Raw genomic sequence first — 21,282 nt, 5'->3', positions numbered from 1 at the left:
TTAGCCAGTCCACATTTTATGCATATCATTTTTAATCTCATCATGATTTATTAATATTTGCAGAGTTTTTTCATTAGAATAAATTACCTTTCCCGGTTTGGAGTTTTTGGGTTTTTTAACATATTTTCTCTGAGTGTAAATAATAATAGCATATTCTTTATCTTTAATTTTACTGTAATATCCTGCTAAGCGAGCTGCAAAAAGAAGAGTTTGAAATGGAGGATTATCCAGATTTTTGTGGTTTTTTATAATTATATGTCCCCCGGGGCTGGTTAGATTATGCAGCCAGAAATCATTCCCGGAAGATAAATATCTTAAAAGATATTCATTCTGTTTATTATTTTTTCCAACAATTATTGTCCATCCATCTGGAGAAATGAACTTACTTATATTGGGTTGTGGCTTTTTTCTTTTTGTATTTCTTCTTTTTTCAGTTTTAATATATCCTGATTTGGAAAGTTCTTTGTAAATATCAGAAAGAATTTCCAGAGAATCTTTATTTTCCTCAGTTTTTTTTCTTATTTCCTCTAACTGGCGAAAAGCGTTTTCTGTTTCCTCAGCCTGTTGTTTTATATTTTTACTATTTTGCTGCAACTTTTTATATTTATTGAAATAATATTCTGCATTTTGAACAGGATTAAAATCCGGATTTAAACTCACAATTATTTCTTTTTCATTATCAATATAATCAACAAGGGAAACCTCCTTCACGCCGGGTTTAATACGATAAAGATTTGCCTTTATTAACTCACCTTTTTTGCGGTATTCTTCACTGCTTTCTATATCCTTTTTCTTTTTTTGGAAAATATTTTTCATTTTCTCAAATTTTTTTATATTCTTGTTTAAAATTTTATTAATATTTTGATATAATTCTTTCTTTTTATCCTGTTCGGTTAACCTGTTAAATACAAATTCAAGGCAATTAGATGTTTCCTTAAAATTAACAACAATGGAATCCTCCTTTTTCGTTACAGGAGAAAGCAAGGAGTAATCAAGTATATTATTGGATTTCTTATCAATAATTACAGCAGGAAACATTATATTATTAGCAATTTTATTGACAACCTCAGAAAACAATTGCCACATTCTGGCATAATCTCCCTGGCTAAACTCTCTTAAATAATATTGAGAAGATAAGCCCATGGCAGTCACAATCTCTTTCGCGCTTTTTTTACCTAATCCGCTAAAATTATGCTGCAGGAATTGCCAAAAAAATATAATATCATTATTTTTAATATCATCATTTAATAAGTTTAAAAACATTTCCTGGCTAATGGATAAGGGATTATGCTTATCCTGTTTTGGTGGATAAACATAGGGAATACCCGGTTTAATCTCCCGAAAACGGTTTACTTCTGAGCCAACCTGTTTTATGGCGGATTTAATATTTAATTGTTCGTCTACCAGAACAGCATTACTGTGTTTGCCCATAAACTCAATTATCAGTTGATAATTTTTTGTAGTGCCGAATTTAATATAAGGCTGAAAAATTAGTTTTATTATCCGATCAAATTGATAGTGTTCAATGTCTAACAGATCTGCTCCCTGTAACCAGTTTTGCAGATGATTGAAAAATAGTGATGTAAAATTTTCTGACGGTATCAGGGATTCACTTCTAAAAAAAGCCATCCTATCAGGTCTGATTGAGAAAAAAAGTCTCCCGATACCTTTTTTAGATTTCAATACAAATAGAATTTCATATTTGCTTGGCTGGTATAACTCGATAATTTTTGCCGGAATTATATTTTTTTTTGTTTCAAACACAACAGAAGCTATTGCAATACTGTCTAATTTCATGCTATAAAATACACCTTTTTATTTCTATTACAGGTAATTTATAATACATTTAATCTTTTAGGTCAAGTAGTTTTTAAGTTATATAATTATAATACTTATTTGACAGCAAGAAATGAATTACCTAAAATGATTGTAAAATAACCGGACTGGAAAGGAGAAGAAATCATTGACAAAGAGCATGACTGGCTTTGGGATGGGAGAATCAGTAATAAACGGTATTACTTCCAAGACTGAAATAAAATCAGTAAATAATCGCTATTGTGATATTAAAGTAAGGATGCCAATTCAATCACTGGATGTTCTGCAAAAAATTGAAAATATTATTCAGAAAAGGATTAGCAGGGGAAGTATAAATGTATTGATAAAATCTGAATCTTCTAATGATAATATCAGTAGTATACAACTTAATGAAGAATTGCTAAAATCATACCTGAATTCTTTACACAGGTTAAAAGAAATCAGTAAAATCAATGATGAGATTAATTTGGAATCACTGTTGCGTTTTAAGGAGATTTTTGATTTTAAAAAAGAAGAAGAAAATGATGATTTATGGAAATCAATAAAAGTATCTCTGGAAAAAGCACTGGACAATCTGATAATATGCCGGGAAGAAGAGGGAAATAAGCTGATTGATGATATTCTGAAAAGAATTGAAAAAATGAAAACAGTTGTTAATCAAATAGAAAAAGATAAAGATGAGTGCCTTTTGGAGTACCAGGAGAAATTAAAACAAAGAATTCAGCAAATTGGCCAGGATGTTACTCTTGACCAGGGTAGACTGGAAATGGAAGTCTCTATTTTAGCTCAGAAGAGTGATATCTCTGAAGAAATTACCAGGCTTAAATGTCATTTTAACCAATTAAAAAGACTTACAAAAAATGTAACTCCTATTGGTAGAAAGTTAGAATTTTATACCCAGGAAATAGGCAGGGAGATAAATACAATGGGTGCCAAATCTAACCATAAAGGCATATCATCAAAAATAATTAGAATAAAAGATGAATTAGAAAAAATAAAGGAGCAGTCAAGAAATATTGAATAAATCAAATAAATCAGGAGAATTATAGAATATGTTTATGATGAATATAGGTTTTGGAAATTTTGTTAATTCAAATCGGGTGATAGCTATCCTGGACCCTGATTCTGCCCCGATGAAAAGATTGCGGGAAGAAGCAAAACAAGAAAAAAAACTGATTAATGCAACTTATGGCCGCAGGACTCGCTCTATTCTGATAACAGACAGCAACCAGGTTATCTTATCAGCATTACAGCCTGAAACTATTATTAACCGGTTAGCCAGTTATCAGAAAAAAGATAACAATGACTGAATAGTTTGGAAGAAAAAATGAAAAAAAAGACTGGACATTTATTTGTAATATCCGGACCATCCGGAGTAGGTAAAGGAACTTTGAGAGAAAAACTATTTCAGCAGATATCCAATCTATCTTATTCTGTTTCAGTCACAACCAGGAAACCAAGAAGAGATGAAGAAGAGGGCAGGGATTATTATTTTGTCAATGAGGAGACCTTTAAACAGTATATAAAGGATGAGAAATTTGCTGAGTGGGCATTGGTTCATGGTGAGTATAAAGGAACTTTGCTAAATACTATTAAACAAAATTTGGAACAGGGGAAAGATCTTGTTTTAGAAATTGATGTACAGGGAGCTCTGCAGCTTAAAGAGAAATTTCCGCAGGGAATATTTATATTTATTGCGCCTCCTTCCTGGGAAAAGCTGGAAAAAAGGTTAAGAGGTAGAAATACTGAAGACGAGGAAATCCTTCAAAAAAGGCTTAATAATGCCCATTCTGAGCTAAAACAGATAAAACACTATGATTATCTGGTAATTAATAATCACCTCCTCGAGGCATTAAAGGAACTGAAGTGCATTATAATTGCCGAAAGGTGCAGGGTAAGAGATGGGCTGTCTGATTTTAAATTATGAGACTATAGTTTTTATATTATTTGTTATATATGGTATTATTAAAATAATGATTATAAAACGAATTATCATATTTAAGTAATACAATTTTAGTGAAAGATACCGGTCAGGAATATGTTTGAAGAAAAAGAAAAAGAAAATAATAAAAAAATAAATATTGTTATTGGAATAACAGGTGGAATAGCAGCTTATAAGAGTGCTGAATTAATACGATTATTAAAAAAAGAAGGGCACAGCATTAAGGTAATGATGACCAACAACGCAGAGCGTTTTATTACGCCCCTTACCCTGGCGGTTTTAAGTGAAAACAGGGTATATACTGAGTTGTTTTCTGTTAACAGGGAAGAGGAGGAAATCCGGCATATCTCACTGGCTCAATGGGCTGATTTGATAATCATTGCTCCTGCTACGGCAAATACTATTGCCAAAATGGCTAACGGGATGGCAGATGATATATTAACCTCAACTGTATTGGCTTTTCCGGGAAAAGTATACCTGGCTCCTGCAATGAATACTGTAATGATAAATAACTCTATTTATCAGGATAATGTCAAATACTTAACAGAAAAGGGATATTACTTTATTAATGCAGAAACAGGCAATCTGGCTTGCGGGGATTACGGAGATGGGCGTATGGCTGAACCTGTTCACATAGTAAATTTTATAAAAGGGCAAATTAACAGAAAGAATAATTTAAAAGATAAAAAAATATTAATATCAGCCTCTGCAACAAGAGAACCGATTGACAGGGTAAGGTTTATAACAAATTATTCTACCGGCAAGATGGGATTTGCCTTAGCTGAGACAGCTGTAAACTATGGTGCAGATGTAACACTTATTACCGGTCCTACCTGTTTACAGGATCCTCCTGGAGCCAGGACAATCCATGTTATTACAGCAGAAGAGATGAGAAAACAGGTAATGAATTATTTTATGGATTCAGATGTATTTATATCAGCAGCCGCTGTAGCAGATTTTAAACCTGTTAAACAGTATTCCGGAAAAATTAAAAAAGAAGGGCAGGAAACATTTACTGTTAAGCTTGCAAAGAATATCGATATTTTGAAAGAGGCAGGAGAGAAAAAAACAAACCAGATATTAGTAGGGTTCGCTGCTGAAGCCCAGGATTTGCTGGAGAATGCGTTAACAAAATTAAAAACAAAAAAGTTAGACTATATCATAGCTAATGATATAACCCGAAAAGACAGTGGATTTGGAACTAATACCAATAAAGTTATAATTATTGACAATGAAGGTGAGAAAAAGGATTTACCACTGATGTCCAAGCACAAGTTAGCTGAACATATTCTTAATATTATAGAAATAAAACTTAGCAACCGACATAATGGTATGTTGTTGTAATGAGCAGGAAAAGTGTAGCAGAAATAATTCCATTAAGGAACAATTTAACCAAAGGTTTTCATTATTATATACCTCCTGAGATGGAGGATATAGCTGATATTGGTAAAAGAGTAAAAATTCCATTCAGAAATAAGCAGATAGTCGGTGTTATTACCAAAAAAATTTACCAGACCAATATTACCAGCCTGAAAAATATTGAAGAGGTAATTGACCCTATTCCTGTAATAACCGAATCAATTTTGGATTTGGCTGACTGGATTTCCAGGTATTATATATGTCCAATAGGGACTGTTGTGAATTATATTGTTCCTACCAAGATATCAAGAAAAAAAATATTAGCTTTTCTTCAGAATGGAGTAGACAACCAATCTCAACCAGGTGTTGATATTAACATGGTAAATAATGGTATCAGTACTCTTGAAGAGAAAGAAAATCAATTCCCCTTGCCTGAAAACAGTGAATTGCAATACAATGATGCCCCTGATAAACCATTTTTGTTTCATTATAATAATCATAACCTGAGAGATCGTTTCTACAGGAAATGTATTAATAGGGTACTGCAGAGAAAAAGACAGGTTTTTATTATGGTTCCAGACCAATGGTGTTGTGCTGAATTAAAAAAGAAACTGGCGAACAGGTATGGAGCTAAATTGGGGATATTTGACAAAAAAGTGAGTCAAACAGAAAAATATATTCGATTCCTGAAGGCAAAAAGAGGTGATGTGGATGTAGTAATTGGAACCAGGTCCAATATATTTCTTCCTTTTAAGGATTTAGGATTGATTATTGTTGAGCAGGAAAACTCATTATTATATAAGGAAGAAAGAATGCCCCGCTATAATGCCAAACATGTTGCCTTAAGCAGGGGAAAATTAGAGAAAATAGAGGTAATTCTAAGCAGTCATACTCCCTCAGTGGATAGTTATTGGTGTGCAGAAAATAATAAGTATATTTTAAAAACTGAAAAACGAATGATACATTCTCAGAAAATATTTCCTGAGATAAAATTAGTTGACTTGAAAGAGGAGAAAGCATATCAGCGAATTATAAGTTTCGAGTTACAACAAAATATCCTCCAATGCCTGAAAAAAGGTGAAAAAGTCATACTATTTTTAAACAGGCGTGGATTTGCCGGGCATATGGTTTGTTCTCAATGCGGTCATGTAATAAAATGTCCCGAATGTAATCACATTTTAGCCTATCACATTACTGGTGAGATTAAATCTGTTCTATGTCATATGTGTGGAAAAAGAGTAAGAATGGAAGAGTATTGTCCCAAGTGTGGTAAAGGAAGAATAAAACCGGTTGGAGCAGGAACTCAACATGTAGAGGCGCTAACAAAAAGAATGTTTCCTAAAGCTACTGTCAGTCGACTTGATATCGATAATGCACCCGGTGCCATTGAACAGAAAAAAATAATAAATGAATTTAACAGAGGAAAAATTGATATTTTAATAGGAACCCAGATTATTTTCAGGCAGGTAAAATATGATAATGTAGGTCTGTTAGGATTAATTTTAGCGGATTATCTGCTTAATATCCCTGATTACCGGTCAGCTGAATTAACATTTCAGTTTATTTATAATCTGGCTTTGAAATATAGTACCAGAAAAGATGCAAAAAAGATATTAATACAGAGTTATCAGCCTGAACATTATAGTCTGCAGGCTATCGAAAAAATTAACTACAGGTTATTCTATCAACAGGAGTTATTAATCAGGAAAGAGCTTGATTATCCCCCTTTTACTCAGATGATAAAAATTGATTTTTTAGGAAAAAAAAGAGAAAATGTAAAAAAAAATGCAGACGAGTTAATTCAATACTTTAATCATCTTGATTTGATAAATAAATATGAATTAGGATTTCAACTGGATAAGGATAATATAGTTATTACGCGGGAGAAATATAATAGCAAGGTAAGTTTTATTATGAGGATAAATACTGAAAAAAATGATCTGGATTTTTTTAAAGACAGTTTATCCAAATATATTTCAAAATATCGGTCACATGATGTAAAATTAATAATTGATGTTAATCCAATGAAAATGTATTAGGAGTAGGAAATGGCTATTTTAAGATTACACAAATATGGTTCTCCGGTTTTAAGAGAAAAGGCTATGCCGGTAACTAAAATTGATGATGAAATCAGGGAATTAGTAAACAATATGATTGAGACAATGTATGCCGAAGGAGGAGCTGGTTTGGCTGCTCCCCAGGTTGGTGTTTCCAAAAAAATAATTGTAATTGATACAGAGGATAAAGGTCCCATTGTCTTGATAAATCCTGAAATTGTTAAACGAGAGGGAGAAACCAGTGAAGAAGAGGGATGCTTAAGTGTGCCCGGAATCTATTCACCGGTAAAAAGATCATACTCGGTCACTGTAGAAGCAATTGATTTAGATGAAAAGAAGATTCAAATTACCCGGGAAGGGTTTTTGGCTATTGCCTTACAGCATGAGATAGACCATTTAGAGGGATATCTTTTTATAGATAGGCTTGGACCTGCAAAAAGGATAATGATTAAAAATCAGCTAAAAGAGATTAAATAGCCTGTTTGAGGAGGTTTGTTGTGAGAATTATATTTGTAGGAACAGCAGCATTCGGAGTTCCTGTATTAGAAAAATTAATCTCTTTGGAAGAAGAGATAGTAACAGTTATTACTCAGCCGGATAGGCCGGCAGGAAGAGGTAAAAAGCTGCAGCCTTCCCCTATAAAAGAGGCTGCCATCAATGCAGGACTAAGCCTGTATCAGCCAGAAAGTATTAATTCCGGGGATTCCGTTAAAAAAATTAAAGAACTTTCACCGGACTTGATTGTTTTAATTGCCTATGGTCAGATACTGTCCAGGAACGTATTAGGAATACCAGTACAGGGATGTCTGAATATTCATCCATCCTTATTACCATATTATAAAGGTTCTGCACCTGTCCAGTGGACAATCATACGGGGTGAGAAAGAAACCGGTATAAGTTTTTTATTTATGAGTGAGAAGATTGATTCGGGAGATATTATTTTACAAAAAAAAGTGAATATATTGCCCGGAGAAAATTATCTGGAATTAAGTAACAGACTTTCCATTCAGAGTGCGGAAATGCTACCCGATATACTTGATAGTTTAAAAAAAGGCAATTATAAAAAGTATTCCCAGGCAGAGGGAGAATATTTTTATGCAAGAAAAATATGCAAGGATGACTGTAGAATCGATTGGAGTAAAACCGGTAAGGACATTTTTAACCTTATTAGAGGAATTGCCTATATTCCTTGCGCTTATACTGAATTTAAAGGCAAAAGAATCAAAATAACCAAAGCATCTTTGGTTACACTGGAAAACACAAATCATATCAAACAGAGCCAAAGGCCGGGAGATATAATAGATGTAAGTAAGAAAGGTATACAAGTATTAACGGGAGATGATGATAGCATAGTAATAAAGCGTCTTATTCTGCCTGGTTCTAAAGAGATGGATGTCTCTCAATTTATTAACGGTTACAAAATTACTGTAGAAGATTCATTTGAATATTAACCTGGTTTATTGCAATTATTGAATAAAAAGTGATGTTATTTGCATGGTAAAATAAAAAGGAATGTAAAACTTGAAAGCAGAAAATATAAGAGACGTAATATTAGAAATACTTGTAAGGGTGGAAGAAAAGAATTCTTATTTAAATATCCTGGTTCAGTATTATTTAAATAATTATTCCTTTAAAAAAGAAGATAGGGCTTTCCTGCAGGAGACAACCTATGGTGTAACCCGATTTAGAAAAAAATTAGATTGGATTATTTTTCAATTTCTTAAAATACAAAATAAAAAACTGCCTTTTGTAATTCAAAATATTTTAAGAATGAGTGTTTACCAGATTATCTTTTTAGATAAGGTACCTGATTATGCTATTGTCAATGAAGCAGTAAAATTGACTAAAGAAAGAAAGCATTTTAAATATTCAAATTTAGTTAATGGGGTATTAAGGAATATAATCAGAAAATTCGGTAATTTTGATTGGCCAGATATATCAAAAGATCCTGTAGAATATATTTCCGTGGTTTATTCATTTCCTAACTGGCTGATAGATAGGTGGATAAAGAGGTTTGGTTTAGAATTATGTGAAGTTATCTGTAAGACTATGAATAAAAAACCAAATACAAGTATACGGGCAAATAGTCTAAAAATTAATATGGCGGAGTTAAAAAAAGTGTTATCTGAAGGGGATATTATATTCAAAGAAGGTAAATATATTCCTTCTGAAATAATATTTCTTGAGAATTTAACCGATGTTGCCAGTTTAAAAATATTTAAAGATGGGTTATTTTCTATCCAGGATGAAAGCTCTGCCCTGGCATCCAGGTTTTTGAATCCTTTACCAGGTCAGCTTATTATTGATATGTGCAGCGGACCGGGAGGAAAGACTACTCATATGGCACAGTTGATGGCTAATAAGGGGAGAATTATTGCCCTGGAAAAAAACCCTAAAAGGCTTCAAATGGTGAGAGAGGAATGCAAGAGACTTGATATTGATATTGTGGAAACTAAAAAGGGAAATGCAGCTGATTATAAGGAAGATTATTTTGAAAAGGCTGATAAAGTACTGGCAGATGTACCATGTACCGGGACCGGAGTTATCAGGAAAAAGCCGGATATCAAGTGGAAGAATATAAACAGCAAGCAAATAAGGATTTTAAATGAATTACAGATGAATATTCTTAATATTGCCTCAAAATATGTAAAAAATGGAGGAGAATTGCTTTACTCAACATGCAGTATGGAAAGAGAAGAGAATGACTTGTTAATCATGGACTTCCTTAAACATAATAAGCAATATACTGTGCAGGACAGTTCTTCTTTTATAAAAAAATATAGTGTGAAAAAATATAGCACAGAGATAAAGGAATCAATACAACTTTTACCCGGTTTTTCAGGAGACGATATTGATGGCTTCTATATGGTAAAACTTGTAAAAGACAATTAGAATAGGACAAGAGTATGTTTTTAAAGCTATTTTCGGGAATTTTTCGTTTTATAGTAATAATGGCTGTTATATTCGGAACAGTAGCCATGGGTGGATATGTGGCTTTTTTAACTTATCAAACCGTATTTTATATACCAAATGTAAATGTCCCCTCTGTACTTGATATGGAGATTAAGGATGCCCATGATATTTTAAATAAAGCAGGTTTAAAGATGGAGATTATCGATGAACCTCTTTTTTCTAAAGGGGGAAATCTTTATGTAGTAAGCCAGAATCCTTTTCCAGGGAAAGAGATAAAAAAGAATCGCAGTGTAGCAGTTGAAGTAAGAACATCAATAGCTGCAAATCAAATACCAAATTTAATAGGGAAAACTGTCCAGGAAGCTGAATTTTTATTATCTGAAACAGGTTACCAGATTGGTAGTATTGCATATTCAATGCACCATCAATTATCTCAGGGTATGATAATTGCTCAGACCCCTGGTCCGGGAGAACAAATTGAAAAAAATGGAAGAATTAATATTTTAGTCAGTAAAGGTTTGTACTAAAAAGTACCAGGAAACAGGTATTTAAAAAAATATATCCAGCAGGGTAGGGAAATGATTGATAATAGAGAATTAAAATACTGGTTAGCATGGAACAGAGTGAAAGAAATTGGTCCCATTCGCTTTGGATATTTAATGAAATATTTTTCTTCACTTGAAGAGGCCTGGAATAAAAGTTCTGAAATAAAAAACATAGCAGAATTGTTACATATCAGCCAGGATACATGGTTGAGGATTAAATCGGAAAAGCAAAAGATTAAGCCGGAAGATGAATTAATATATCTGGATAAGATGAAAGTCAAGGTTATCACCATCAAGGAAAAAGATTACCCGGAATTGTTGAAAAACATTTATGATCCTCCCCCAATTATCTATTATCGAGGAAATTTTACCGGGATAGTGAACAAAAAAAAGGCTATTGCTATTGTTGGCTCCAGAAAGGCAACTTATTATGGAAAAAAAATAGCCAGAGAGATTGCCCTGGATTTATCTACCCGTAATTATATTATTATAAGTGGATTGGCAAGAGGTATTGATACAAATGCACATATAGGGGCATTGAATGCAGATGGAGAGACAGTCGCAGTATTGGGATGCGGTCTTGATAGAATATATCCTGCAGAAAATAAGGAATTGGCTGATAAAATTACAAAAAAGGGAGCGATTATCTCAGAATTCCCCATTTATACTAAACCGGAAAGGGCTAATTTCCCACGAAGAAACAGGATAATCAGCGGTTTATCTGCAGGTATTTTGGTTGTTGAAGCAGCTGCAAAAAGCGGAGCCTTAATTACTGCCGATTTTGCCCTTGAGCAGGGAAGAGAAGTATTTGCCATTCCCGGCAATGTACATTCTTTTTTATCCAGTGGTTGTCATAATTTGATTAAACAGGGAGCAAAACTGGTAAATGATTATAAGGATATAATAGAGGAGATAGAAGAAGAAGGTAGTTTTTGTGAAAATAATAGTGAGACTAATACAAACAGAGAGCAGGAAATAGTAAAAGAGTTGACTGTCTTTGAGAGGAAATTTTTAACATTTATTTCCACTGAACCGCTACACATAGATGAAATAGCTGATTTAACCGAATTACCACAGGCAAAGGTTAATGAGATATTATTATCCCTTGAGTTGAAAAACATAATCAGGGAAATTGAAGGCAAAAGATTCATCCGGATATAAACACTCCTTTCTAATCATTATTCAAAGAATGAGGCAAAGTTTATTTATTTATAGTTGCTAGAATAAAAATGCTACTGTATAATAATATTTGTGTTAATCAAAAAGTCGGGGCGTAGCGCAGTTTGGCAAGCGCACCTGAATGGGGTTCAGGGGGTCGGAGGTTCAAATCCTCTCGCCCCGACCATACTTTTTTAATTAATTAGAGAGGGAGTATTGGAAGAAAAATATTTTGTATGTACAGGATGCCAAAAGAGATATCCGCCAGATAGAATATTCCCACGTTGTGATGATTGTTTTGAGCCATTAGAAGTAGAAATATTTCAGGAAAAAATTAATAAGAAGAATCATCCAAAGACCACTGTTGATATTCATGATAACAATATTCTAAGCAAATATGCCTCATATTATTCCTTTACCCATTTAGATAAAGAACTATCTTTAAAGGAAGGCAATACACCCCTAATACAGGCAAATAGTTTGCCATCGTTATTGGATATTGACAACATTTATCTGAAAAATGAAACTGTCAACCCGACCTGGTCTTTCAAAGACAGGGGGACGCTTAGCAGCATTCAGCACGCAAAGAATTCCGGTTATAATTATATAGGAACTGTTTCCAGTGGAAATATGGCCGTTTCAGTAGCCGCTTACGGTGCCCGTGCCAATATTAAAACATTTGTATTGGTAAGCGCTGATATACCTGAAGAAAAAATTAAACCTGTTTTGATATATAACCCCGTATTGATAAAGGTAGAAGGTAATTATGGAAAATTGTATTTCGAGAGTTTAAAAATTGGTCGTGAAACTGGTATTTATTTTCTAAATTCAGATGTTCCTTTCAGAGTTGAAGGCTCCAAAAGCATTGCCTTTGAGCTTTGTGAACAATTTAACTATGATGTTCCGGATTATGTAATAATACCAACCAGTTCAGGGGGAAATGCCAGAGGAATAATAAAGGGGTTTTTAGAATTTTACCAAAGTGGGATTATTGATAATTTACCCAGATTTGTTTGTGTTCAGCTGGAAGGCTGTGCACCTATATATCAGGCATGGATTGACCGGATTGACAGAATTTCTCCGGTTGTAAAGCCCAAAGCTATTGATAATGCTATTGCCAACCCCTATCCGCCAAGTGGAAATGAGTTATTGCGAAAACTAAGAAAATACGACGGTATTGTTACTGCTGTTTCTGATAAGGAGGCACTTGCAGCTCAAAAAATGTTAGCGAGAGAGGGGATTTTTGCACAACCCGCAGCTGCGGTATCCTTACCGGCAATCCAAAAATTAAGGATAAAGGGAATAATCAGTAAAACAGATAAGTGTGTGGCTATAATTACCGGTTCCGGCTTAAAATATCCTGGTATCCTTGATTATCACAGATTTGACATAAGAACATGTACATTGGAAAATATGAAGGAAAATATTGTTTCAATACTAAAAAAATAGTGTTTACATATTTGACATTAATAAGAATGACATGTTGTATAATCGTCCCCCGGGACGTTTTTTTATTAAATCACTAATTGCTTAAACCCTTTAAACAGGTAAGAAGGTGATTCGAATGAATAAGATATATGATGTAATTATTGTAGGGGCAGGACCAGCTGGTATCTTTACAGCTCTTGAACTTCTGAAAGATAACAATAAAGTTGATATATTAATGCTGGAAAAAGGGAAAAATATCGATGAAAGAAAATGTCCTATGAGAGAGCAAAATATACCCTGTCAGCATTGTAAGCCCTGTTCCTTATTGGCAGGCTGGGGCGGTGCCGGCGCCTTTAGTGATGGAAAATTAAATCTAACCGGTAATATCGGAGGACAACTATCTGATTATATAAGCTCAGAAGAATTAGGATGCCTGATTAAATATGTGGATGATATATATCTACAATTTGGTGCAGATGAAAAAATCTATGGTAACAATCAGGAAGAAATTAATCTCATAAGAAAGGCATCTGCTAAAGCAAATCTTAAATTTATTTCAGCCAGAGTAAGACACCTTGGTACTGAAAAATGTTCCTTAATATTAAACAGTATCTATAATTTTATCAAGAATAAAGTACAAATAAGAACTTCAACGGAAGTAAAAGAAATAATCGAAAAAAATAACAAAATACAGGGAATAATTACCACAACCGATGAAGTTATCCATAGTAGATATGTTGTTTTGTCACCTGGAAGGGTTGGGTCTGAATGGTTAAAAAAACAATCTCTTGATTTAGGTTTAAGTACTTTTAATAATCCTGTAGATGTTGGAGTAAGAGTGGAATTACCTGCCATAGTTATGGAACATATAACAGATATTTTTTATGAATCAAAGTTAGTTTATTACACAGCCCAGTTTGATGACCAGGTACGAACTTTCTGTATGTGCCCTCACGGTGAGGTAGTATTAGAATATAATAATGAAATAACCACAGTAAATGGTCATAGTTATACTGATAAAAAGACCAATAATACAAATTTTGCATTATTGGTGAGTACTAATTTTACAGAACCATTTAAAGACCCTATTGCTTATGGAAGGTTTATCGCTAATCTGGCTAATATCTTAAGCGGAGGAGTTATTGTACAGCGTTTAGGAGATTTACTTGCTGGTAGAAGGTCAACTATTGACAGGATAAAAAATTCTGCTGTAATACCTACTCTAAACAGTGCTACACCCGGTGATTTAAGTTTTGTTTTACCCTATAGAATTCTGAGTGATATACTTGAAACTTTAAAGGCGCTGGATAAAATAGCTCCTGGTACTTATTGTAAGCAGACATTATTATATGGGGTAGAGGTAAAATTTTATTCTGTAAGGATTAAATTGTCCCGATGTCTTGAAACAGAGGTTGAAAACCTTTACGCTATTGGTGACGGAGCAGGTATTACAAGAGGATTGATTCAAGCATCTATTTCCGGAGTTATTACTGCCCGGGAAATTAAGAGTAGATTAATATAGATATATTGATATAGTTTTGGGATTGCAATTATTAGCAAATAAGCCGAAGCTATGTTTCATAATAGGGTTATTCATAAGTGAGAAACAAAAAGAGGGATTAAGATGACAAATGAAGTAATAATGCTCTTATTAATAATAGTTTTTATAATTGCTGTTATTTCAAGTTTTACGGTAAGGATGATGAAAACAGATGATAAAAAATACAGGATACCTATTGCATACAGTAGAATATTGCTTGGATTCCTGCTGGCAATGCTTATTTACATCATTTATCTGATGCTCAAAGGAGAAGATGTGATTGGAAGGTTCCTGGGATAATTTGGAAAAAATGGTAAGTTGAAACTGGATGGAGCGGGAAACGGGGTTTGAACCCGCGGCCTTTGGCTTGGGAAGCCAACGCTCTACCAACTGAGCTATTCCCGCATAATGTCTTGATAGATTTTTATTATATATTAAAAATCTTTATTTTTCAATGAACATTATATTTATAATTTAAACAATTACAGGTATATCAAATACGGAGGAAAAATAGTTGTATTCACAAAATTATTATAGAAGAAGGCAAACCAAAAATAATAAGGCCGGTATTTATAAAAACATTTTTACAGCATTTCTTTTACTTGTCCTGATTTTTTTCTTGATATTTTCTGTGGATTATTTAATCCATAGAGGGAAAAATTATAGCAATGTTTTTGCTTTAGAACATAATATTGGAAAGCTGAACAAAACCCAAACTGAGAATGCCTTATCACCAATAGTAGAAGAGCTGCTGCATAGATCAATTCAAATAAAACATGATGATTATGCAATTACTATTGTTCCCCGGGAGGATCTTGGCGCTTCCATAGATTTAGATAAATTAATTGATAAAGCATATGCAATTTGCAGACAGGGTAGTGTATGGCAGAGAATAGCAGATAGAATATCTTTAATAAGAAGGGCAAAGATCGTTACTCCCTATTTTGATTTTAATAATTCAGACTATGATGATTTGATTAATATACTTAAAACTGAAATAGAGCAACCCACAAGAGATGCAGAATTAAAAGTAGACAGAATTATTCCTTCACAGATAGGAATTGAAATACAAAAGCAGGAATTATATGAAGAAATAAATAGAAATCTACTCCATGCAGCAAATGCGGACACTACAGATGTCATAGTTGAGGTACCGGTTAAACGTGAATATCCTGAAATATCAACAGACAAACTTCTTGCACAATTAGGAATCAATCAGGAAATCAGTTCTTTTAAAACCAGCCTGCAGGGGAAGGAAAGCAATACATTATTTAATATAAAAAAGGCATCTGACGATATTAATGGAATCATACTTAAACCAGGAGATAACTTCCTGTTTAACCAATTGGTTGGACCTGCTGAGAAGGAAGATGGATACAAGGAGAGTACTATTATAGTAAATGGACAATATACCAACGGGTATGGGGGTGGTGTTTGCCAGGTATCAACCACTTTATATAATGCAGTACTTCTTGCTAACCTTCAAATAATTGAGAGATACAATCATTCTATATATGGAGAGGCTACAAACTATGTTCCCCTGGGAAGAGATGCGGCAATATTTTATGGCTTTAAAGATTTAAGGTTTAAGAATTCACTTGACCAGACAATTGTAATATTTTCTGAGACTAAAGAAGGTAACCTTATAACGACTGTATATGGTGAAAGGGTATTAGATAAAGAAATTACAATTATAACCCGGGATGAAGAGATACATGATTTTGATATTATAGAGATTAAGAGACAAAATATGGAGTATATTAAGGATAGAGTGTTACAGGAAGGCATTCCTGGTTATACTGTAAAGACATATAGGGTTATTGCCGATTCCCGTGGCGAAAGTATGGAATTTATTTCAAATGATAAATATTTAAGTGTACCAATGAAAGTAATAGTTGATTGATTTAAATTATCAAGATTCGAATAAAAATATGGATAAAAATAACCCGGTTAATTTAAAAAATAGAAATAGCGTATTTTTATTATTAATAATTGTAAGTTTAATCTTTTCCATATCCCTGATGTTTGTTTACGCTGATAATACCTCAGCTATTACCAGTTCACAAAAAATACTTTGTGAAGGATCTCAATTTGAAACTACTGCATACTTTTTTTTGTCTGAACAGAATGGCCCAATTGTAATGATTATGGCAGGGGTTCATGGAGATGAATTTGCAGGAATTGAGGCAACAAAACAGTTTATAAAAAGAATAAATGATACCGGGCTTAAAAAAGGTACAGTCATAATTATCCCTGAAGCTAACAAGGAGGCAGTTAACAATAGTGTTAGAGCAATGTCTCCTTTAGAAGATTTAAACCGGAATTTCCCAGGAGAACCTGCTTCAGAAGGAATAAAAGGATTAGCCGGAGAAATATTTGATATAATCATAAAAAATGAAGTTGATTTTTTGTTAGATTTGCATGAATCAGTTGATTATTTTCAAGAAGGTGCAACTTTTTATGGGCAAACTATTGTACTTGATGACCATTATATGCTTTTAAAGGAAGTAGCAGACTATCTATTACAGGAATTAAACAGTGCAATAATATATCCTGAAAATCAATTCCAAATTATTCAAAAACCCATTGAAGGAAGCAGCACTTATGAATCCCTGGATAAAACTGGTACACCCGGTATAACTTTTGAAACATGTACTAAGATAGAATATGGCAGGAGGGTAGAGTTTCATCTTATTTGTATTGAAAAATTACTGGATTATTTTGACATGATTCTTCCATAGCAAAATTAGCAACAAAGTAAGAATAAAAAAAGGCCTTGTATTTTAAATTACAAGGCCTTTTTTCTATTTTAAAATTATTCTTCATCTGTTTCTGTTATTGATTCTTCCAGTCCTTCATCTTCAGGATTATTTTCATCAATGGTTATCTGTTCATTGTCACCATCGTCTTCAGATAAAACTTCCTGGCTTTCAGCCTGGGCTGACTCTTCTAATTCAGAAGTAAAATCATAATAAATCTCTATTTCCGAATCTTCCCTTAGTTGAGTTACTAATTCATTTATAGCAGAATTCTGTTTTTGAGTTTTTAAAATATTTTCAATTTCTTCTCTGCTTTCCTCAAAATCAGACTGATGTTCTTCAAGAATCTCTTCACTTTTAATAATATGGAAACCAAACTCAGTTTCCACTATATCACTTATTTCTCCGGGCTCTAAGGAAAAAGCAGCATCTTCAAATGGTTGAACTGTTTGTCCACGGGAAATATAGCCTAAATCTCCGCCTTGTTCTGCAGAAGGACATATAGAGTTATCAGTTGCCAATTTTTCAAAATCAACCATTTTGTCGTTTAATTGATTTTGAATATTTTCAGCTTCTTCCAAACTCTCAACTAAAATATGGCTGACTTTTCTTTGTTCCGGTTGAAAGAAGAATTCTTTGTTTTCTTCATAATATTGCAAGATTTCCTCTTCAGTAATCTCAATTTTATCATATTCCTGTTCGACAGCTTTTCCTATCATCAATTGCATGTTTATGTCATCTTTTAACTGGTTAACGGTAATATTATTTCTTTTTAAAGCCTGGTTGAATGATTCTTCTGAGTCGAAAGTGCTTTTAACTGCTTCTAATTCATTACTGATATCACTGTCAGAAATCTTTATATTTTCGTTCTGTGCGTGCTGATATAATAGTATTGAATTAATCAGTTGTTCAGTTATGCTGTTTTTTATATACGCCAGGGTTTCCTCATTCATATTTGATAGTGTCTGATTGTCATAACGGGAAATAAAATTTGTAAAAGCGCTTTGCCATTGCTGATAACTGATTCCTGTATCATTCACTTGCGCTATTAGTGCTCCCGGGTTTTGTTGACTTCCACCAGAAGACCTGTATTGGCCAAGACCATAAAATATTGAGACAACAAAGGCAGCAACAATGATTAGTAGAATTGGTTTTACGTTCTTACGAATAAATTGCATAGTGGTATATAGTCTCCTTAAAATTAATTTGGATATCGATTATAAATATAATATTACTAAGAATATTTGTCAAATTTACTTTAACCCTGTTTAAACACATAAGAATTTTAATTGTATGTTATTTAAGCATTAAATATTGAGGTTCCCATGTATTTTGTTATATACTATAATACAATAAAATTTAAAAGTTAATTGAAGGAATTGCGGTTATGGGATTAACAGGAAATAAATCGGATATAAAAAAGGAGATAAACAAACTTAGAGAGGTAATTAGAAACCACAATTATAATTACTATATTCTTGATAAGCCTCTTATATCAGATTATGAATATGATACTTTGCTGAATCAATTGATTAAATTAGAACAAAAATATCCTGAATTAATTATTCCTGACTCACCTACGCAAAGAGTTGGAGCAAAACCCTTAGCTGAATTTAAAACTGCTAAACACCTTGTTCCTATGTTAAGTCTGTCCAATGCTTTTTCAGACAAAGAATTGTTAGATTTTGATAAAAGAATCAAGAAGAGTTATCCATCAGAATTATTTGATTATGTTGTTGAATTAAAGATAGATGGACTTGCAATTGCCCTGGTTTACGAAGAAGGGATTCTAATTCGCGGGGCAACCAGAGGCGATGGTTTTACCGGAGAGGATATTACTCAAAATTTAAGAACAATAAACAGTATACCATTAAAATTAAGAAATAATAATCAATTTCAACGTATTGAAGTTTACGGTGAAGTATATATGAACAAGGATAGCTTTAAGATGCTTAATGAAGAAAGAATAAAAAAAGGTGAAAACCTGTTTGCTAATCCCCGCAATGCCGCTGCCGGTTCAGTACGCCAGCTGGATCCTGCAATAACAGCAAAAAGGCAGCTCGACACCTTTATTTACCAGGCAATGCTACCTGAAAAAAGTGAATTCAGAACACATATGGAAGTATTGGAATTTTTAAGATATGCTGGGTTTAAGGTAAATCCGCATATTAAACATTGCCGGGATATAAGAGATGCTATAGAGTATTGTGATTCCTGGAGTAAAAGAAAAAATGACCTTAACTACGAGATTGACGGAATGGTGATAAAAATTAACCAGTTAAAAATCAGAGAACAACTTGGCTCCACTTCTAAAAGTCCCCGTTGGGCAATAGCCTTTAAATTTCCCGCTGTGCAGATGACAACTGTAATAAAAGATATTAAAGTAAGTGTTGGCCGAACCGGAACTCTTACCCCGGTAGCTGTTTTGAAACCGATAATTATTTCCGGGTCAAGAGTTCAGAGAGCTACATTGCATAATGAAGATGAAATTAGAAGAAAGGATATTCGGATCGGGGACACTGTACTGGTACAAAAAGCTGGAGAAGTTATTCCTGAAGTGGTAAAAGTAATCAAGGAAAATCGTAATGGTAAAGAAAGAAAGTTTAATATGCCATCGAAATGTCCTGTTTGTAATTCCCGTGTCGTAAAATTAAATGATGAAGTCGCTACTCGCTGTAATAATATTGCCTGTCCTGCTCAGGTAAAAGAGAGGATTAAGCATTTTGTTTCCAGGCAGGCAATGGATATTGATGGCCTGGGTTCAGCCTTAATAGAACAGCTTGTTGACAGGAAGATTATCAATGATTTTGCTGATTTGTATTATCTGAAAAAGGATGATTTGATTAAACTGGAAAGAATGGCAGAAAAATCATCGGAAAATATAATAAATGCTATAAAAGAAAGTAAAAACAGACCTTTACCTAATTTGCTGTATGCTTTGGGCATTCGCTATGTTGGCAGTTATGCTGCGAAAGTAATTTCCCAAAAAATAGACAATATTTATGATTTACAAAATAAGAGCTTAGACGATTTAATCAGTATTCAGGAGATAGGTCCTAAGATTGCAGAGAGCATTCAATTATTTTTTAAGGAAAGAGAAAATTTATTAATAATTGATAAATTAAAGGATGCAGGAGTTAAACTGAGTGCAGTAACAGGAAAAGAGGAGAAGCAACTGTTGGATGGTACTCAATTTGTTATAACCGGCACACTGGAAAGTTTCAGCAGAGAACAGGCAAAAATTGAAATTGAAAAATTAGGCGGGAGAGTCACCGGTAATGTAACAGGGAAAACAGATTATTTAGTATTAGGAAATGATCCGGGTAAGAAATATCAAAAAGCATTAGAACTGAATACAAAAATAATTAAAGAAGAAGATTTTAAAAAAATGATAGGTAAAAGCGGATAATTTGATAGGAGGAATGGTTTCATATGTCTGAAAAAATTATTGAGAAAAAAGATGTCGAATATGTAGCACAATTAGCTAAACTGGAATTATCTGAAGAACAAAAAGAATTATATGTAAAACAATTTAATGATATACTTACTTATTTCAAGAAATTAAATGAATTAGATACCAGGGAGGTAAGCCCTACTTCTCAAATATTGCATTCTAATCTTACGTTTCATGAGGATATTCCGAGGCCGTCACTGCCTCAGGAAAAAGTAATGAATTTGACTAATTCCAGAAAAGATGGATATTTTAAGGTTCCAAAAACATTATAAGTAATTTGAATATTTTTTATAATATATAATACAAGGAAAA

General features: G+C 33.2%; 19 protein-coding genes and 2 tRNA genes. 18 read left to right on the top strand and 3 right to left on the bottom strand.

Going from position 1 to position 21,282, the window contains the following annotated elements:
- Positions 1 to 1,797, bottom strand: a complete 1,797-nt coding sequence (locus tag PHQ99_00340) for an NFACT RNA binding domain-containing protein (GenBank protein ID MDD4288032.1) — start codon at positions 1,795 to 1,797, stop codon at positions 1 to 3.
- A 166-nt stretch (positions 1,798 to 1,963) separates the two neighbouring features.
- Here PHQ99_00340 and PHQ99_00335 point away from each other — a divergent pair, with 166 nt between their 5' ends.
- From PHQ99_00335 to PHQ99_00270, 14 genes are all read left to right on the top strand, one after another.
- Entirely contained in the window at positions 1,964 to 2,839 is an 876-nt protein-coding gene (locus tag PHQ99_00335; protein ID MDD4288031.1) for a YicC family protein, read from the top strand.
- Between the two features lie 28 nt (positions 2,840 to 2,867).
- A complete protein-coding gene (locus tag PHQ99_00330) occupies positions 2,868 to 3,125 on the top strand; it encodes a DUF370 domain-containing protein (GenBank protein ID MDD4288030.1) in 258 nt (85 codons plus the stop codon).
- A gap of 17 nt (positions 3,126 to 3,142) precedes the next feature.
- Positions 3,143 to 3,742 carry a guanylate kinase gene (gene gmk / locus PHQ99_00325; GenBank protein ID MDD4288029.1) on the top strand — a complete coding sequence of 200 codons (600 nt, stop codon included), beginning with the start codon at positions 3,143 to 3,145 and terminating at the stop codon, positions 3,740 to 3,742.
- A gap of 111 nt (positions 3,743 to 3,853) precedes the next feature.
- Entirely contained in the window at positions 3,854 to 5,101 is a 1,248-nt protein-coding gene (coaBC, locus tag PHQ99_00320; protein ID MDD4288028.1) for a bifunctional phosphopantothenoylcysteine decarboxylase/phosphopantothenate--cysteine ligase CoaBC, read from the top strand.
- Positions 5,101 to 7,155 (top strand): primosomal protein N', encoded by a 2,055-nt coding sequence (priA, locus tag PHQ99_00315; protein MDD4288027.1) that lies wholly within the window; start codon positions 5,101 to 5,103, stop codon positions 7,153 to 7,155. The genes coaBC and priA overlap by 1 nt, the downstream gene beginning before the upstream one ends.
- Positions 7,156 to 7,164: 9 nt before the next feature.
- On the top strand, positions 7,165 to 7,650 hold the full coding sequence (gene def, locus PHQ99_00310; protein ID MDD4288026.1) for a peptide deformylase: 486 nt from the start codon (positions 7,165 to 7,167) through the stop codon (positions 7,648 to 7,650).
- Between the two features lie 20 nt (positions 7,651 to 7,670).
- Positions 7,671 to 8,624, top strand: a complete 954-nt coding sequence (gene fmt, locus PHQ99_00305) for a methionyl-tRNA formyltransferase (protein MDD4288025.1) — start codon at positions 7,671 to 7,673, stop codon at positions 8,622 to 8,624.
- A gap of 70 nt (positions 8,625 to 8,694) precedes the next feature.
- On the top strand, positions 8,695 to 10,065 hold the full coding sequence (gene rsmB, locus PHQ99_00300) for a 16S rRNA (cytosine(967)-C(5))-methyltransferase RsmB (GenBank protein ID MDD4288024.1): 1,371 nt from the start codon (positions 8,695 to 8,697) through the stop codon (positions 10,063 to 10,065).
- 14 nt (positions 10,066 to 10,079) lie between these two features.
- The gene (locus PHQ99_00295; GenBank protein MDD4288023.1) at positions 10,080 to 10,613 is read left to right on the top strand and encodes a PASTA domain-containing protein; all 534 of its coding nucleotides are present in this window, start codon (positions 10,080 to 10,082) and stop codon (positions 10,611 to 10,613) included.
- A 51-nt stretch (positions 10,614 to 10,664) separates the two neighbouring features.
- On the top strand, positions 10,665 to 11,792 hold the full coding sequence (gene dprA, locus PHQ99_00290) for a DNA-processing protein DprA (protein MDD4288022.1): 1,128 nt from the start codon (positions 10,665 to 10,667) through the stop codon (positions 11,790 to 11,792).
- A gap of 106 nt (positions 11,793 to 11,898) precedes the next feature.
- Positions 11,899 to 11,976: transfer RNA gene (locus PHQ99_00285), tRNA-Pro, on the top strand.
- A gap of 29 nt (positions 11,977 to 12,005) precedes the next feature.
- Positions 12,006 to 13,238 (top strand): threonine synthase, encoded by a 1,233-nt coding sequence (thrC, locus tag PHQ99_00280; protein ID MDD4288021.1) that lies wholly within the window; start codon positions 12,006 to 12,008, stop codon positions 13,236 to 13,238.
- 115 nt (positions 13,239 to 13,353) lie between these two features.
- On the top strand, positions 13,354 to 14,739 hold the full coding sequence (locus PHQ99_00275; GenBank protein ID MDD4288020.1) for an NAD(P)/FAD-dependent oxidoreductase: 1,386 nt from the start codon (positions 13,354 to 13,356) through the stop codon (positions 14,737 to 14,739).
- Between the two features lie 102 nt (positions 14,740 to 14,841).
- Positions 14,842 to 15,057 carry a hypothetical protein gene (locus PHQ99_00270; protein ID MDD4288019.1) on the top strand — a complete coding sequence of 72 codons (216 nt, stop codon included), beginning with the start codon at positions 14,842 to 14,844 and terminating at the stop codon, positions 15,055 to 15,057.
- A gap of 29 nt (positions 15,058 to 15,086) precedes the next feature.
- Here PHQ99_00270 and PHQ99_00265 read toward each other — a convergent pair.
- A tRNA-Gly gene (locus tag PHQ99_00265) sits at positions 15,087 to 15,162 on the bottom strand.
- Positions 15,163 to 15,271: 109 nt separating this feature from the next.
- Between PHQ99_00265 and PHQ99_00260 the strand changes: the two genes are divergently transcribed.
- Positions 15,272 to 16,660: a VanW family protein gene (locus PHQ99_00260; protein ID MDD4288018.1), complete on the top strand. Its 1,389-nt coding sequence runs from the start codon at positions 15,272 to 15,274 to the stop codon at positions 16,658 to 16,660.
- A gap of 28 nt (positions 16,661 to 16,688) precedes the next feature.
- Positions 16,689 to 17,498: a succinylglutamate desuccinylase/aspartoacylase family protein gene (locus tag PHQ99_00255; GenBank protein ID MDD4288017.1), complete on the top strand. Its 810-nt coding sequence runs from the start codon at positions 16,689 to 16,691 to the stop codon at positions 17,496 to 17,498.
- Positions 17,499 to 17,572: 74 nt separating this feature from the next.
- Here PHQ99_00255 and PHQ99_00250 read toward each other — a convergent pair whose 3' ends face one another.
- Entirely contained in the window at positions 17,573 to 18,694 is a 1,122-nt protein-coding gene (locus tag PHQ99_00250) for a SurA N-terminal domain-containing protein (protein ID MDD4288016.1), read from the bottom strand.
- Positions 18,695 to 18,903: 209 nt separating this feature from the next.
- Between PHQ99_00250 and ligA the strand changes: the two genes are divergently transcribed.
- Both ligA and gatC read left to right on the top strand, forming a co-directional pair.
- Positions 18,904 to 20,925: an NAD-dependent DNA ligase LigA gene (gene ligA, locus PHQ99_00245; protein MDD4288015.1), complete on the top strand. Its 2,022-nt coding sequence runs from the start codon at positions 18,904 to 18,906 to the stop codon at positions 20,923 to 20,925.
- A 23-nt stretch (positions 20,926 to 20,948) separates the two neighbouring features.
- Positions 20,949 to 21,242: an Asp-tRNA(Asn)/Glu-tRNA(Gln) amidotransferase subunit GatC gene (gene gatC / locus PHQ99_00240; protein ID MDD4288014.1), complete on the top strand. Its 294-nt coding sequence runs from the start codon at positions 20,949 to 20,951 to the stop codon at positions 21,240 to 21,242.
- Positions 21,243 to 21,282 lie beyond the last annotated feature (40 nt).

Source organism: Atribacterota bacterium (assembly GCA_028703475.1).
Taxonomy (GTDB): Bacteria; Atribacterota; Phoenicimicrobiia; order Phoenicimicrobiales; family Stramentimicrobiaceae; genus JAQVMU01.
The sequence above is the reverse complement of the archived record's forward strand: the minus strand, read 5'-3'. Positions and strand labels throughout refer to the sequence as shown.

Bases quoted from the DNA above. Each gene is read 5' to 3' on its own strand.
- PHQ99_00340 (MDD4288032.1), bottom strand. From the start codon at position 1,797: ATGAAATTAGACAGTATTGCAATAGCTTCTGTTGTGTTTGAAACAAAA.
- PHQ99_00330 (MDD4288030.1), top strand. From the start codon at position 2,868: ATGTTTATGATGAATATAGGTTTTGGAAATTTTGTTAATTCAAATCGG.
- gmk (MDD4288029.1), top strand. From the start codon at position 3,143: ATGAAAAAAAAGACTGGACATTTATTTGTAATATCCGGACCATCCGGA.
- coaBC (MDD4288028.1), top strand. From the start codon at position 3,854: ATGTTTGAAGAAAAAGAAAAAGAAAATAATAAAAAAATAAATATTGTT.
- priA (MDD4288027.1), top strand. From the start codon at position 5,101: ATGAGCAGGAAAAGTGTAGCAGAAATAATTCCATTAAGGAACAATTTA.
- def (MDD4288026.1), top strand. From the start codon at position 7,165: ATGGCTATTTTAAGATTACACAAATATGGTTCTCCGGTTTTAAGAGAA.
- PHQ99_00295 (MDD4288023.1), top strand. From the start codon at position 10,080: ATGTTTTTAAAGCTATTTTCGGGAATTTTTCGTTTTATAGTAATAATG.
- dprA (MDD4288022.1), top strand. From the start codon at position 10,665: ATGATTGATAATAGAGAATTAAAATACTGGTTAGCATGGAACAGAGTG.
- PHQ99_00275 (MDD4288020.1), top strand. From the start codon at position 13,354: ATGAATAAGATATATGATGTAATTATTGTAGGGGCAGGACCAGCTGGT.
- PHQ99_00270 (MDD4288019.1), top strand. From the start codon at position 14,842: ATGACAAATGAAGTAATAATGCTCTTATTAATAATAGTTTTTATAATT.
- PHQ99_00255 (MDD4288017.1), top strand. From the start codon at position 16,689: ATGGATAAAAATAACCCGGTTAATTTAAAAAATAGAAATAGCGTATTT.
- PHQ99_00250 (MDD4288016.1), bottom strand. From the start codon at position 18,694: ATGCAATTTATTCGTAAGAACGTAAAACCAATTCTACTAATCATTGTT.
- ligA (MDD4288015.1), top strand. From the start codon at position 18,904: ATGGGATTAACAGGAAATAAATCGGATATAAAAAAGGAGATAAACAAA.
- gatC (MDD4288014.1), top strand. From the start codon at position 20,949: ATGTCTGAAAAAATTATTGAGAAAAAAGATGTCGAATATGTAGCACAA.